This window comes from Roseburia sp. CLA-AA-H209 (assembly GCF_020687575.1).
GTDB lineage: Bacteria > Bacillota > Clostridia > Lachnospirales > Lachnospiraceae > Roseburia_C > Roseburia_C amylophila.
In genome coordinates this window covers 1-15,161 of sequence record NZ_JAJEQU010000023.1, presented here as the reverse complement: position 1 = coordinate 15,161, position 15,161 = coordinate 1, and the positions used below count along the sequence as shown (strand labels likewise).

The 15,161-nt window shown below is 39.4% G+C and carries 13 protein-coding genes and 1 pseudogene; 2 read left to right on the top strand and 12 right to left on the bottom strand.

Annotated features, from left to right (window positions below; all coding sequences use genetic code 11):
• Window positions 1-45: 45 nt before the first annotated feature.
• Together LKD41_RS14425 and LKD41_RS14420 are read left to right on the top strand one after the other, a co-directional pair.
• A complete protein-coding gene (locus LKD41_RS14425; protein ID WP_022242663.1) occupies window positions 46-288 on the top strand; it encodes a hypothetical protein in 243 nt (80 codons plus the stop codon).
• A gap of 29 nt (window positions 289-317) precedes the next feature.
• The gene (locus LKD41_RS14420) at window positions 318-1,094 is read left to right on the top strand and encodes a prolipoprotein diacylglyceryl transferase (RefSeq protein WP_022242662.1); all 777 of its coding nucleotides are present in this window, start codon (window positions 318-320) and stop codon (window positions 1,092-1,094) included.
• Window positions 1,095-1,225: 131 nt separating this feature from the next.
• On the opposite strand, the gene gatB is transcribed toward LKD41_RS14420, so the two are convergent.
• The 12 genes and pseudogenes from gatB to LKD41_RS14360 all read right to left on the bottom strand — a co-directional run bounded on the left by gatB (window position 1,226) and on the right by LKD41_RS14360 (window position 14,973).
• On the bottom strand, window positions 1,226-2,656 hold the full coding sequence (gene gatB, locus LKD41_RS14415) for an Asp-tRNA(Asn)/Glu-tRNA(Gln) amidotransferase subunit GatB (RefSeq protein ID WP_227701559.1): 1,431 nt from the start codon (window positions 2,654-2,656) through the stop codon (window positions 1,226-1,228).
• Between the two features lie 14 nt (window positions 2,657-2,670).
• Window positions 2,671-4,134 carry an Asp-tRNA(Asn)/Glu-tRNA(Gln) amidotransferase subunit GatA gene (gene gatA / locus LKD41_RS14410; protein ID WP_227701558.1) on the bottom strand — a complete coding sequence of 488 codons (1,464 nt, stop codon included), beginning with the start codon at window positions 4,132-4,134 and terminating at the stop codon, window positions 2,671-2,673.
• 15 nt (window positions 4,135-4,149) lie between these two features.
• Window positions 4,150-4,446, bottom strand: coding sequence for an Asp-tRNA(Asn)/Glu-tRNA(Gln) amidotransferase subunit GatC (gene gatC, locus LKD41_RS14405; RefSeq protein WP_022242659.1), 297 nt, complete (start codon window positions 4,444-4,446; stop codon window positions 4,150-4,152).
• Window positions 4,447-4,458: 12 nt separating this feature from the next.
• Window positions 4,459-6,204 (bottom strand): aspartate--tRNA ligase, encoded by a 1,746-nt coding sequence (gene aspS / locus LKD41_RS14400; protein WP_022242658.1) that lies wholly within the window; start codon window positions 6,202-6,204, stop codon window positions 4,459-4,461.
• Window positions 6,205-6,609: 405 nt separating this feature from the next.
• Window positions 6,610-7,131, bottom strand: a complete 522-nt coding sequence (locus tag LKD41_RS14395) for a nitroreductase (protein ID WP_022242657.1) — start codon at window positions 7,129-7,131, stop codon at window positions 6,610-6,612.
• Between the two features lie 3 nt (window positions 7,132-7,134).
• Complete coding sequence (locus LKD41_RS14390; protein ID WP_227701557.1) at window positions 7,135-8,031, bottom strand: DUF3658 domain-containing protein; 897 nt, start codon at window positions 8,029-8,031, stop codon at window positions 7,135-7,137.
• Window positions 8,032-8,523: a low molecular weight protein-tyrosine-phosphatase gene (locus tag LKD41_RS14385; RefSeq protein WP_227701556.1), complete on the bottom strand. Its 492-nt coding sequence runs from the start codon at window positions 8,521-8,523 to the stop codon at window positions 8,032-8,034. It abuts the gene before it with no gap.
• A gap of 145 nt (window positions 8,524-8,668) precedes the next feature.
• The gene (locus LKD41_RS14380; protein WP_118638829.1) at window positions 8,669-10,048 is read right to left on the bottom strand and encodes a hypothetical protein; all 1,380 of its coding nucleotides are present in this window, start codon (window positions 10,046-10,048) and stop codon (window positions 8,669-8,671) included.
• 104 nt (window positions 10,049-10,152) lie between these two features.
• A pseudogene (locus LKD41_RS16010) lies at window positions 10,153-10,677 on the bottom strand (tyrosine-type recombinase/integrase); the annotation flags it as partial.
• A gap of 114 nt (window positions 10,678-10,791) precedes the next feature.
• Entirely contained in the window at window positions 10,792-11,106 is a 315-nt protein-coding gene (locus LKD41_RS14370; RefSeq protein WP_227701555.1) for a type II toxin-antitoxin system RelE/ParE family toxin, read from the bottom strand.
• The gene (locus LKD41_RS14365; RefSeq protein ID WP_227701554.1) at window positions 11,096-11,383 is read right to left on the bottom strand and encodes a type II toxin-antitoxin system RelB/DinJ family antitoxin; all 288 of its coding nucleotides are present in this window, start codon (window positions 11,381-11,383) and stop codon (window positions 11,096-11,098) included. The genes LKD41_RS14370 and LKD41_RS14365 overlap by 11 nt, the downstream gene beginning before the upstream one ends.
• Before the next feature lie 245 nt (window positions 11,384-11,628).
• Window positions 11,629-14,973, bottom strand: coding sequence for a DEAD/DEAH box helicase family protein (locus tag LKD41_RS14360; protein WP_227701553.1), 3,345 nt, complete (start codon window positions 14,971-14,973; stop codon window positions 11,629-11,631).
• Between the last annotated feature and the right edge of the window lie 188 nt (window positions 14,974-15,161).

Here is a 15,161-nt window from a genome sequence, read left to right as displayed (position 1 = left end):
TTTATGTAATTTATTAAATTTTTATAAACCAAGGAGGACTTGAAAATGGGCGTTGCATCATTAGTATTAGGAATTATTGCAATCGTTGTTGATGTATTCACTATTGGTGTTTACGGATGGATTGGAGCAATCTTAGGTCTTATAGGAACTATCTTAGGTGCTATCGGACATAAGAATCAGGCTAAATGTGCTACCGGCGGACTTGTATGTTCTATCATCGGATTAGTATTAGGCTTACTGCTTTACATCGCATGTGTTGCATGCGTTGCATCTGCAGGTTTGTTATAATAGAACCGACTTTTTAAAAGGGTGATACTATGTCGATTTATCTTAACATTCTGGGATTTCATATCCCATCATACGGACTTATGATTACCCTTGGGGTAATCCTTGCAAATGTATTTGCACTTTACCCCCTTAAGAAATATAAGTTGATTTTTGATGATTTTCTTATATTAGAAGCATACACATTACTTGGCGCCTTTATAGGCGCCAAGCTTTTGTATCTTATCATTTCTTATCGGGAAATTGACTGGTCCCGTTTTTTAGAACCCAGGTATTTTAATTATATCATGTCAAGTGGATTTGTATTCTATGGTGGACTCATTGGCGGACTTCTCTGCTTTCTTTTTGCAGGAAAATTCCATCATATCAACAGCAAGCCTTATATTACACACCTGATTTATCTGATTCCATGGATTCACGGTTTCGGACGCATCGGCTGTTTTCTTGCCGGCTGCTGTTATGGTACTCCATATGACGGTCCTTTTGCTGTACAGTTTCCGGAAGGCTCTCTGGCACCATCGGATACAACACTGTTTCCGGTTCAGTTAGTAGAAGCAATCTGTCTTCTGATTCTTGCGATTGTACTTGCTGTGCTGGATTTAAAGAAATCTTATCCCCATACCATTGCCGTTTATTTCATCGTCTATGGTATTCTCCGGTTCCTGTTAGAATATGTGCGTTACGATGCCGTCCGCGGCCATCTTTTAGCACTCTCCACTTCCCAGTGGATTAGTCTTGGATTTGTAGTGGGAACCGTATGCTATCTTATCCGGGCGGCACATAAGCAAAAGAAAGATATGGTTCCATAACGGGAAACAAAAAATCCTGCAATATGGAAGTTTGTTCTTACATACTTTCCATACTGCAGGATTTTTTATAAATTTGAATGTGCTTTCGAAACACATTCTGTCATGCTCTTTTCAAAGCTTTATCACAACTCTTATAACAGTTCTTTTAAGATTTTATTTACCATTCCAGGATTTGCTTTACCCTTCATAGCTTTCATGGTCTGACCTACTAAGAAGCCAATTGCCTTTTCTTTCCCATTGCGGTAATCTTCTACCGACTGTGGATTCTCTTCGATGACTTTGGCAATGGTATCACGCAATGCACCTTCGTCATTTACAGTCTTTAATCCATGCTCTTCTACATATTTATCCGGGTCGATATCCTCTGCAAAAATCTGCTCAAATACTTCTTTTGCCACATTGCCATTGATGGTTCCGGCATCGGTAAGCTCGATTAATTTTGCCAGATTCTCCGGTGAAAATGCGATATCCTCCGGGTCTTTATTCTGCTCCTTTAAGATTCGCATGGTCTCACCCATCAGCCAGTTGGATACTTTCTTTGGCTTATTGCAGATTGCAGTTGTTGCCTCAAAAACATCTGCCATTTTCTTTGCAGATGTTAAAATGTTGGCATCATATTCCGGCAGGCCAAATTCATCCTGATAACGCTGACGTTTTGCTTCACGAAGCTCCGGCTGGCTGTCTTTTATGCGTTGTAACCATTCATCACTGATGACGATTGGAACCAAATCCGGTTCCGGGAAATAACGGTAATCCTGTGCATCCTCTTTGGAACGCATGGCATAAGAATATCCCTGGTCATCATTCCAGCGTCTGGTCTCCTGAACTACCTTTTCGCCAGACTCAATCAAATCAATCTGTCTTGCTGTCTCTGCTTCAATGGCTCTTGCAATTGCTTTAAAGGAACCGATATTTTTCATCTCGGTACGGGTACCAAATTCTTTTGCTCCTACTTCACGGACAGATAAGTTGACATCTGCACGCATGGAGCCTTCCTGCATCTTACAGTCGGATGCACCAAGATACTGCACAATCATTCTTAATTTATCAAGATAAGCAATGACTTCCTCTGCAGAACGCATATCCGGCTCAGATACAATCTCAATCAGTGGCACACCGGAACGGTTATAGTCCACCAGGGAAACATCTTCCCAGTCATCATGGACTAATTTTCCCGCATCCTCTTCCATATGAATCTCATGGATTCCAATGGTTTTCTTTCCTTCTGAAGTCTCAATCTCAATGCCGCCATCGTGGCAGATTGGAAGATAAAGCTGGGAAATCTGATAGTTCTGAGGATTGTCCGGGTAGAAATAGTTCTTCCGGTCAAATTTACAATACTGGTTGATTTCACAATTCATGGCAACACCTACTGCCATGGCATATTCTACCACCTGTTTATTTAAAACCGGAAGAGAGCCCGGCATACCGGTACAGACCGGACAGGTGTGTGTATTTGGCGCACTTCCGAATGCAGTAGAACAGCCACAGAAGATTTTGGTCTTAGTTGCCAGTTCCACATGGACTTCCAGTCCGATGACGGTTTCATACTGTTTACTCATAATCTTCTTTCCTCCTATTCTGCTGCTAACGGGCTGTGCTGATATGGTCTTGTCTGTTCAAAGGCATAAGCGGCACGGATGATATTCTTCTCCTTGAAGCAGTCTCCAATCAACTGCATGCCAATCGGAAGTCCCTTGCTGTCGATGCCGCATGGCAGGCTGATTCCCGGAAGTCCTGCCAAGTTCACCGATACGGTATAGATATCGCCTAAATACATTTTCAGCGGGTCGCTTAAGGACTCTCCCAACTTCGGAGCGGTGGTCGGTGCTGCCGGTCCTAAGATAACATCATATTTTGCAAATGCTTTATCAAATGCCTGCTTAATCAATGCTTTCGTACGCAGTGCTTTCAGATAATATGCATCATAATAACCGGAACTTAAAACAAAGGAGCCTAACATGATACGACGTTTTACTTCTGCTCCGAAGCCTTCGGAACGGGATTTCTTATACATGTTGTGAAGTCCTTCGTAGTCTTTCGTACGATAGCCATATTTTACGCCATCAAAACGGGCAAGGTTGGAGCTTGCTTCTGCATCTGCAATTACATAGTAAGCAGGGATTGCATATTCTACCAGGCTCAAATCGAACTCTTCTACGATAGCACCTTTTTCTTCTAATTTCTTAGCGGCTGCTAAAATAGCATCCTTTACTTCTGCATCCAGTCCTTCTCCAAAATAATCTCTTGGAATACCGATTTTCATTCCTTTCACATCATCGACTAATGCACTGGTAAAATCGGTCTCTTCTCTCTGAATGGAAGTAGAATCCTTTTTATCATAGGAAGTAATTGTCTCTAAAATGGTTGCGCAGTCTGTCACATCTTTGGCAACCGGTCCTATCTGATCCAAAGAAGAACCATAGGCAATCAGTCCATATCGGGATACGGTTCCATAGGTTGGCTTAATTCCTGTGACACCACAAAATGCACTCGGCTGACGGATGGATCCACCGGTATCAGAACCCAATGCATAAAAGCATTCTTCTGCTGCTACTGCAGCACAGCTTCCACCGGATGAACCACCCGGTACATGCTCGGTATTCCATGGATTTTTGGTCTCTCCAAAAGCAGAGGTCTCTGTGGTACTTCCCATGGCAAACTCATCCATGTTGGTCTTTCCAAGAATCACTGCTCCGGCTTTTTCCAGATTTAATACTGCTTCTGCGGTATAAGTCGGAATAAAGTTATATAAAATTTTAGAACTACAGGTGGTCAGCATTCCTTTTGTGCACATATTATCTTTGATTGCAACCGGAACTCCTGCCAGCGGTCCTGTCAATGTGCCGTCATCAATGAGCTTCTGCACTTCTGCCGCACGCTTCATTGCACCTTCTTCATCTACGGTAACAAAACTGTGTACCGCATCTTCTTTTGCTGCAATGGCATCTAAGGCGGCTCTTGTAGCTTCTTCTACTGATACTTCATGGGCTTTGATTTTCTTTCCAAGCTCTACTGCTGTCAGTGATAATAAATTCATCTTCTGCCGCCTCCTTTACTGATCTACGGTCTTTGGTACAACAAATGCCCGGTCTCTGCGCTCCGGCGCGTTGGCAAGGGTATCCTCGCCGCCGTCACCATTGGTTACTACATCTTCCCGGAATACATTATGCACCGGAAATACATGGGACATCGGTTCTACACCGGATGTATCCAGTTCGTTTAATTTATCAATATAATCTAACATGCTTTCCATGTCTTTTTTTGCTGCTGCTTTTTCCTCTTCGGAAAGCTCAAGCTTTGCAAGGATTCCAACGTATTCCATGGTTTCATCTGAAATCACATTTGCCATTGTTTTTCCTCCTTAATCACGTACTTTGATATGAACTTCTCTTAACTGCTGCTCGGTTACTTCGTTTGGTGCTCCGCACATTAAATCCTGTGCATTTCCGTTCATCGGATAAGCAATGACTTCACGGATATTATCCTCGTTACGCAGTAACATAATCATACGGTCAATACCAGGAGCCATTCCTGCGTGTGGCGGTGCTCCAAACTGGAATGCATTGTATAATGCACCGAATTTATTTTTCAGCACTTCTTTATCATAACCTACGATTTCAAAAGCTTTCTCCATAATCTGCATATCATGGTTACGGACTGCACCGGAGGAAAGTTCCACACCGTTGCAGACGATATCGTACTGGTATGCTAAGATGTCCAGCGGATTCATGGTATTGAGTGCCTCTAAGCCGCCCTGTGGCATGGAGAATGGGTTATGGGTAAATCCGATTTTCTTGGTCTCCGGGTCACGCTCGAACATTGGGAAATCATTGACATAACAGAAACGGTATGCATCTTTCTCAATTAAATCCAGCTTCTCGCCTAATTCATTTCGAATCATGCCTGCATAATATGCGGCACGCTCTTCTTTATCTGCCATGAAGAAAATGGTATCTCCTACTTCAAGGCCTGCCAGCTTTCTGAATTCTTCTTTCATGTCATCCGGGATAAATTTATCAATCGGTCCCTTGTAGCTTCCATCTTCTAATACTTCCAGATATCCTAAGCCGCCCATACCGATTCCGGTTGCAAATTTCAAAAGTTTCTCATGGAAACCTTTCGACATCTCTGCATGTACACGGATGGCTCTTACGGTCTTTCCGATAAATGGCTTAAAGGTACATCCCTGGAAGAACTCTGTCATATCGATGATACGAAGTGGGTTCCGAAGGTCCGGTTTGTCACTTCCGAACTCTAACATTGCCTGCTTATAACTGATGATTGGATACGGTGCTTTCGTTACTTTGCTGCCTTCCGGTGCAAATTTCTCAAAGGTTGCAGAAAGTACTTCTTCACCAATCTTAAATACATCTTCCTGGGTTGCAAAGCTCATTTCAAAGTCAAGCTGATAGAACTCTCCCGGTGAACGGTCTGCTCTTGCATCCTCATCACGGAAACATGGTGCAACCTGGAAATATTTATCAAATCCGGATACCATCAGAAGCTGTTTGTACTGCTGTGGTGCCTGTGGCAATGCATAAAATTTTCCTTTGTATTTTCTGGATGGCACGATGTAATCTCTTGCGCCCTCCGGAGAAGATGCACAAAGAATCGGAGTCTGAATCTCTAAGAATCCCATCTCTGTCATTTTCTCTCTTAAGAAAGAAATTACCTTGGAACGGAAAATAATATTGTCTTTTACTTTCTGGTTTCTTAAATCCAGATAACGGTATTTCAACCGGACATCCTCACGGACTTCCTTACTGGTCATTACTTCAAATGGAAGCTGTGTATAAACCTCTCCTAAAATATCTACGCTCTTTGCCTCTAATTCAATGGTTCCGGTCGGAATCTTTGGATTGTAGGTCTCTTCATCTCTTTTTTCAATCAGACCTTCTATGGAAACTGCCTGCTCCTTGCGGATTCCCTCTAACAGTTTTCCATCCCGGATTACAATCTGCATTACTGCATACATATCTCTTAAATCAATAAAGGATACGCCGCCATGGTCACGGATATTCTCTACCCAACCTGCTACCCGAAGTGTCTTTCCAATGTCGTTTTCGCTTACCTGATTTAAGGTTACGTCTCTGTAAATGTTGCTCATCTTATCTACTCCTTTTCTGATATGATTGTCAGCCCGGAGTATAAAAATAACCCCGGAATACTGACTCGTATTCCGGGGCGAATAATCTTCTTATCCGCGGTACCACCCGCATTGGAAAATGAATGCTTCATCTTCCCTCTCTTCGTGCGTAACGTGCACTACGTACTGACCTACTGTAATTCAGCCAGTCGGCTCCAGAGTGTTCCCTTTGCTTTCTCTTCCAAACAGCGCTCTCAGTCGGTGACGCTGTATTCCTGTCGGCCTCTAAAAGTAAGAGTCTCTTTCCCAGCTTTTGCAACTATATCTCCTAGTTGTTGACTATGATAGCACTGCTTTTTTTGTTTTGCAAGTATTTTTTACAAATCTGATGCTATTTTTTCACTATGTCCTTTATATTATCCAATTTTATTTTATATAATGAACATAATCTGTTTTTCTCGGAGCGGCGTCTTTTGCCGGTTCTTTTGCATAGCCGATGACACAGTTTCCAATGCCTTCGTAATCTCCTTCAATGCCAAGTTCCTTTAAGATTGCTTTTCCTTCTTCCCGCTCAAAAGTTTCTTTGGCACGGTGAATCCAGCAGCTTCCAAGGCCTAAGGAATGTGCTGCCAGCATCAGATTGCCCATAACGAGGCTTCCATCATAAAGATAGGTAGGACGGCTCTTATCTGCTAACACCACCAGTACCACCGGTGCTCCATAAAACGGATCGCCGGTTGTTCCCATAATCTCAGCATTTACCTTGGAAAGTCTGTCCCTTACTTCTTTATTGGTAACTGCAAGTATAATCGGTGACTGCCTGCCCATTCCGGTAGCCGCATAGGTTCCGGCTTCCACTACTTCTGCAATCAGCTCTTCCGGCACCATATCTTCCTTATAACCTCTGATACTTCTTCTTGTCTCCATTGCTTTTATGATATCGTTCATTTCTTACTGCTCCTTTCTGATGCTCCGGCGGAAAATTTCATCCGCCTCTTTTACTACTTCTATCTCTCCGGTCTCAATCATATGATTGATGCGGTTCATATACCAACTGTCACTGATTCCAAGGGGATATTTTAACAACAGATTTCCAATAAGTCTTGCCTGTATGATTTCGCCCTCCGGCAGTTCTCTTCGAATCAGGAAATCATAAAAATCATCTTTTACGCCCACCAGACAGCCATTTATCAGAACCCGAAGAGGTGCATCCTCTTCTTTAAGTTCGTCCCATCTGGATGCAAATACTTTCTGCTCATGCTCTGAAAGTTCCTTTTCCAATGGGAGGAATCGATAAAACTGTCCGGCATCTACTTCTCCCCAGGAAGAATAACGTACCGTCGTATTTTCCTCTTCTCTTACAAAATCCGGCAGACGTACCACGGATATCGCGCATTCATATTTCCGCAGCACACTGACTGCATGGCAGAGTCCGCACAGGGAATAAGGCTTGTTGCTGTACCAGATACGGAAAGATTCTCCCTGCTTTGCAAACTGCTCCATCCGCTGCAGCTCTTTCCCATAGGTTTCCACTGCCTGCTCTAATTCTTCCCGCTCCTCTTTCTCATCCTCATTCCAATAGACACCATACTGCTCTAAGATTATCTTCTTCCGATATGTACCATCCAGCGGTTCCCTCAGGCTGCCAATGTCCAACATAAATGGCAGTATAATGACCTCCGCAGAAGTTCCGCCAACTGCTTCTCCTGCAAACATGTCTTCAAAGGTGGCTTTGTCCGGCTTTTCCCCAAGCCATGCGGTTGGTCCATCCTCATAATCCGGCTGCTGATAGTTCTTCGCAAGCTTCATGGCTCCGCCTTCACTTTCGCCAAATAAGATTTCTATCATCTACACTTCTCCCTGCTCTATGAGATATTCTAAGAATGCTTCGCATCCGCGTGTTACATCCGCATAGGTTTTATCGAACCTGCTGCTATACCATGGGTCAGATATTGCTGCCTGCTCTCCGGCAAAGGAAAGCAGCATGGATATTTTACCGCCACGATGCCCGGTTATCCGCTCGATTCCACGGATATTGCTTTCGTCCATCCCTATGAGGTAATCATAAATCTCATAATCGGATTTTGTCAACTGTCTCGCCCGCTTGCCCCGAAAATCAGTCTCCGGCGTATTCCCGATTCCATGCTTCTTAAGCTCCGTCTGCGCCGGCGGATAAATCGGATTCCCAATGCCATTCCAGATTTCTTCGGTGCTGGTGGCAGCCGAGGCTACCTCGAATCGGTCGGTGAGGCCTCGTCTGGCGACGAGGTCCTTTAGGATGAATTCTGCCATGGGGGAACGGCAGATGTTGCCTAAACAAATGAAGAGAACTTTTATCATGGTTTTATTTACTCCTTGTTTTGTCTCTGGATGCTCTGTTTTGCGATGTTCTTGATTTTGCTCTAAAATTACAGCTTGTGGCAAATTAGAGCAGAATTAAGCAAGTTGTTACTAGCTGTTAGTAGTAAAAGGGAATTTCTTACTACTAAGGATTTTTATCTTTTTCTTTGTCATCGTCTTCTTTACCTGTATCTACCGTCTCTCCTAACATTCCGTTTATACCAAGCGAATTTGCAAATCGTTGATTTCGTTCAGATAACTCTCTTGCTACATCCATTGCCGGAGTATAAGCTATTTTACTTATTTGAGATAAATTACCCATTTGGGACAACATAGAATTATTATATATTGCACTTTGCTTTGCAGCCGCTATAGCCATTTGATTACCTGCATTTTCAAGTCTTTTTGCAAAATTCACCTGTCCTGCAATATTTCCCATAACCTGATATTGTTTTCTAATCTGTTCCATCTGAGCACTCATTGCATTTCCAATCTCCAAAGAAGGAATTACACTTGATACATCAATTTTAGGAACTGCTGACTTAATAACCAATTCTCCCAAGGTTGATAACGCTGGTTTCATCTTTTCAATCCATCTTGGAATTGATTCACCCAACACTTTAACAAGCATATTTCCTAATGCAGATACTACATCTACTAATTTTGTTTCTGTATAAATATCTTTCTCTAGAACATTTATTGCTTCCACTAATAATTTATTAATGTTTTTCAGTGATTTTCTTACCTTTTCATATTCATTCTGCGTCATTCTCTTATTATGCATTACCGTATTTCTATGTGGTTGTAGCTCATCAATCTTTTCTTTAATATTCCTAAACTGTTTATACTCCGAAAAGAAACGATTCCATAAAGATTCGCTTCTGCATTGATTTACAATATCTAAAATTTCTTCTTTTGACAAGTCTTCTACGCTTGACTCAGATAATTCTTGTTCCAATACTTCTGAAATATTTCTTCCACAAAATGGCGTAAACAAATACTCTTTAAGTTGTTCATAAGTCAACTCATTCAAAGCACTTTCAACCATTTTCGTTTTGTTTCCCTTTCCCTTCATTGCATCCTGTAAACTTTTACTAAAAGAATTATCATACCACTCAACCCCAAATATTTTGATTATTGTTATATAAACTAATTCTCGTATTCGTCTTTCAAATATACCAAATAATGGCATTAACTTACAGCAGTATAACTGAGATACCTCATCATATGAAATTACAATATTCCATGTTTTCCTATGTTCACCTTGAATAAGCCTATTAGTTACACTATCAAGATATTTTGCGGCTCTAGCTGGTGTCTCATTACAACTCAATTTAAGAAAGACCATATTTTTTTCTTTTGAAGATATCTTATATTCAATTTTCACATTATTATCTAAATTTATCTCAAAAGAAGAATCATTTACATTATTAAACAAATTTTCAAAAAGCTGTTTTATCTGTTTTTTCATTCCCAAATTGATATCACTATTATTCTTGGGAAGAATTATCATATTTACTTCCATAAATAGGTCACATCCTTTCCAACTTATAATTATAACTTCAATCACCAACTTTTTCCACCAAAATAACGCCCCGGCCTAAGCCAGAACGTCATCCCACTTCCATATTAAACTGCCTTGAACATTTTCTGTGACATCGGTTTTTCCTTCTTCTGCTCAACCTCTGCCTGCACCTTCCTAAACTCTTCCATTCGTTTCAATTCTTCCTCTGCATCATCGAATCCGATATGTGTGTACCAATTCATTATGACCGATATATCCGAATGCCCCATGAAGTACTGTAACGTCTTTGAATTCATTGCCGATTTTGCCATATTTGAACAATAGGTGTGTCGTCACACATGTGGCGTGATATTTTGCATCTACACCCGGTAGATATCATTGTATCTGCCGACCATATGATTGAATCGGTATTGCCAATGCATTGCCACAAGTGGCATTCCATTATCATCATAAAACAGGAATCCGCTATATCCGTCTATGGATTTCTCTACTTTCGGTGCATTTCTGTCCTCAATGATTGCCTGAAACATCTGTGCCACCTCCTCTGTGATTGGCAATACTCTTGTTCTGGCATCTCTTTTTGTGGTTTTTATGATATATCGCATATCCGATGTTCTCTGCAACATATATCACTCTTACAGATAACTTTCCTCATAGAAAAATCCCACCCATCCAGGCTATCTCCTAACTCATGTTCAAAATTAAGAGACGACCCCAATGGGTAGGATTTTGTATTCAAACATTTAATTCATTTTATTTTCATAGTCTTGCAATTCATGAAAAATATTGTCCACATAAACAGTATCGTTTTCAATACGATAAAGCATAAAATATCGATGCGATAAAAAATTGATTCTTCGATATCCTAATTTTCTTAGTTTGAGATTATCACAAAGTTTCAGGTTCCCTGCAACATTTGACAGACTTATTTTTGTTGCTTCAAAATCATTTAATAAATTTCTTGCAGCCTGCTCACTTTTCTTTTCAAGCAACAGATATGTGATGAATCTATCAAGATCCTCCTCCGCATCCTTCATCAAAACAATCTTATAATCCATACTTTGACCTCATATCAGAAATCACACAATCTGCTTCCCTGAATACCCCCTGTTCTCTGGACTTTTTCAATTTTACAAGCATCTCGTTCTCAGTCATCGGTGCATATGGATTTGATTCTACCTGTCTTTTTATTTCAAAAGGGAATCCATTTGCCGCAACAGCCTGTGTTAAAAACATTCTAATTGCTGTTGTTGTATCTGTGCCCAAATCTTTAAATAGCGCATCTGATTTACTCTTTAACTCATCTTCTACTCTAACCTGAATTGTACTAGCCATGTTCAGCACCTCTCTTCCATCTATTTTCTTCATTATAATGTCAAGTCATTTCTATTTCAATACATTTGTATTGTTTTTACATATATCGGTCCATACAATTTAATATCTTTTCCAAGGATCCTAATTACTTCTTTTATCTTTTTTGAAACATATTTTCCCCTAATATTCCCTTTTCTTCATTTGTCATCCTTCAACTCACCACCCTTTTAATATATTATTATTTTATCCCCTCTGTAACCACCTTTCTACGCTACTGCATTTGCATTTATAGTATCAATAACCTTCTTTATTCCCAACCATACTGATATGTCAGTGAATATTTCCACTACACTTCCCTGGTCAGTAAATGGTGATTCCTGTAGAACGGAAAAATCCTTAAGCATTCCATTGTGAACAATATACTCTACTATTTGATTTACAAAATAAATTTGTCTACTATCAAGACTGGTATTTGTTAAATACTCTGAAAATGCTTCCTTTGCCGCATTCATGTCAAGTCCGACAATTTCACGAACAAATTCGCCTAATGGTTTTGTGCCAAATTCATTCTCGTAATCCTGCTTTGTACCTACTTCTCGCCATAATATTTCTTCTAATGTTTCAATATCAGTTGCTGTCAATGGCTGGTTCGTCTTAAGCTTTGCAATAGCAATATTGTCTTGATGTTGTCTAATATAATATTCAGCTTTTGCTTTATAATTTTTCAGTTCATCATTCTCCAGCTCAGAATCCTTCCACTCTATTGAGAGTAAATCATCCTCAAAATTTGTGTCATAACGCACAATATTCTTTGGAATATATTTTATCAAATTGCGAAGTCTTTCTCGGATTTCTTCAAATTCTGCAATTCCTGCCTGCTCAACATAATCCGTATTTAAAATTTTATTAATAAAGTCAGCTTGTGCTTGAATTTCCGGAATATTTGCTACGCTTGCAATTCCTGCTACTTTTTTATAGAGATCACTGCGAGCCTTTGTATATTTCTTTCCTACTAAATATGCAAGTTCTATTCCATACATAAGTGCATCAAATCGAATTGCATTCACCTCATCACCATCCGGTAAAATAAGTGGCGCAACCTCCTCACGTACAACCAATGTATCTTCATATGTAATCGTCTGATAATTGGCTTCTGTTGAATATAAATCAATATATTTTAAATGTTGACGGACTGCAAAATTATCTCTCGGTAATTCTTTCACTTTTTCACTCATCTGCTGAACCAAAGTATTTCTATATGCTATTAATCTTTCATTTTGAAATGCAATATTCTGAAGTTTATATGATATTTCAAATTTAAGATTAAAAATTGCTCCTTGAAGTGCTATCATATTTGCAGAAGCCTTTCCTTTATTCATACGAAAGAATTCAAAGTTTCCACAAAAATCAAAAATATAGAATTTCTGTTTATCTTCTCCATCAATGAGTCCCGGACATAATCTTGTGCCACGCCCAATCATCTGCCAAAATTTTGCTTTACTCATAACCTTTTTAAAGAACACAAGATTCACTACTTCTGGTACATCAATACCAGTATCCAGCATGTCCACTGAAATTGCTATCTGAGGCATTTTTTTAGAGTCTGCAAATTCATCAATTGCGCTCTGTGCGTAAGTCATGTAATTATCAATTACTTTTGCGAAATTAGGAAGATGCGGATATTCCTTATTGAATACTTCTAATATTTTTTCTGCATGTTTATGATTCTTTGCAAAAATAATAGTCTTTCCAATGCTTTGACCATAATCAATTTTTATCCCTTCAGTCATTAAAATATTCAGTACCTGCTTTATTGTATCCTCATTAAATATCCAGGTATTCAATGCCGATGATTCAATTGCCTCCGGTATATCCCCATATTCGTCCTCAAAAGTTTCCTCATAGGCTTCCTTGTCTTCCTCTGACAATTCATCATAGACTATTCCCTGCTCTATGAATTTAAGCTTTGACTCGACTGATATATAATCAACCAGATAACCATCTTTTACCGCTTGTGCCAAATCATATCCATATGTAGGCACACCATTTTCCAATTCAAACACTCCATATGTATTCTTATCAATTTCGTCTTTAGGTGTTGCCGTAAGACCAACCAATGGAGCATCAAAATACGCAAAAATATCTTTATATTTATTGTAAATTGATCTATGCGCCTCATCACATATAACAAGGTCAAAATGTCCACAGGTAAAAAGTTTTCCAATATTATCATTTACCGTATCAATGCAGTTCATCATTGTCTGATATGTTGAGAAAACGCAATGCGCATTATAATTATCTTTCTCTTCTACTAAATTTGTGCATGACAAATTCGGAAGCATATTTACAAAGCTTCTTTTTGCCTGTGTTACAAGTGAATTTCTATCCGCTAAGAAAAGAATATTTTTTACCCATCCTGACTTTAGTAAAATATCGCATAAAGCTATTACCGTTCTTGTCTTTCCCGAACCTGTTGCCATGACAAGAAGCGCTTTTCTACGATTTTTTTCATCAAAACTATTACATACCGCTTTAATTGCCGCTTCCTGATAATAACGTCCCGCAATTTTTTTATCTACCATCACATGCTTAAGACTTGTCCGCATGGTTAATAAATTAAACCATTTTTCCAAATCTCGTTTTGAATATATTGCTGCACATTTTCTTTCCGGATACTGACCATCAATAATATGCGTCTCGAATCCATTTGTCAGAAAAATCACCGGTCTTCTCTTATACTTTTCTTCTAAAATATCTGCATATAATTTTGCCTGCTGTCTTCCTTTTGAAACATCTACACAAGTTCGCTTTGCCTCTATAATAGCAAGTGGACGACTAGCATCATCATAAAGTACATAATCTGCACGACCAATTTCTGATTTATTTGGCATTCCCGGAAGTTCAACCTCATTTATCCAGTCTATACCTTCCTTCCAGCCTGCATCCATAAGCATCGCATCGATATAAAGTTTTCTTGTTTTATACTCAGATAAGTCTAATGGCTTTGGAACATATGTCTGCTGTTGTTCCTGTCTCCGAGCGGACAATTCTTCTTTCAACGAAGCGTTTTCTGCAATTAATTTCTGTAAATCCAGTTCCTGTTGCGCAGCCTTCTCCTGTTCTTTTGCTAATTTTTCTCTTGTTGCATTAGCAGCCTCTCTCGATTCTTTTGCTTTCTCAACTCTTGAGTCAATAATAGCTTTATTAAATGCATGCTCTTCATATTTATCAGAATAGCAATATGCAATATAATCAAGATAAATAAAAAGATTTTCAAGACAAAGCATCGCCTCGTCTCTTCCAAGTTTTCTATTGCTATGAGCCACACTATTTCCACAACGTCGAATATAATCCATCCGTTTCCACAAATCAGGTCCAACAATCTGTCTATATTCTTCAGCATTCATCAAACTTTGTAAATTGTCCTGATATGGCATCTCTAATTCAGAATCAACAGAATACATCCACTTGATTGCAAATTCCATTGCACGGCGACTGTTTATTATGCTTGCCTCTGGATCCATAAGAATAATTTTTTCAGCTGAAATAGCGACATCAGCAAATCTTGAAAATTTAGGTTCTGCTTTTAGATAATCAAAGTTTGTTACCATACTATTACCCCCTAACATAATTTTCCATGACCTATAAATATTTATTATTTTATTTACTTGTTCTAATTTACTATATAATATCACTAAAATGCTAATTTTAAAATATTTTTAGCACGGCAACTTTTGATTTGTCGACTTGGTCGACGAATGCAATATATTTATTAACCATATCTTCTGTTGGACATATT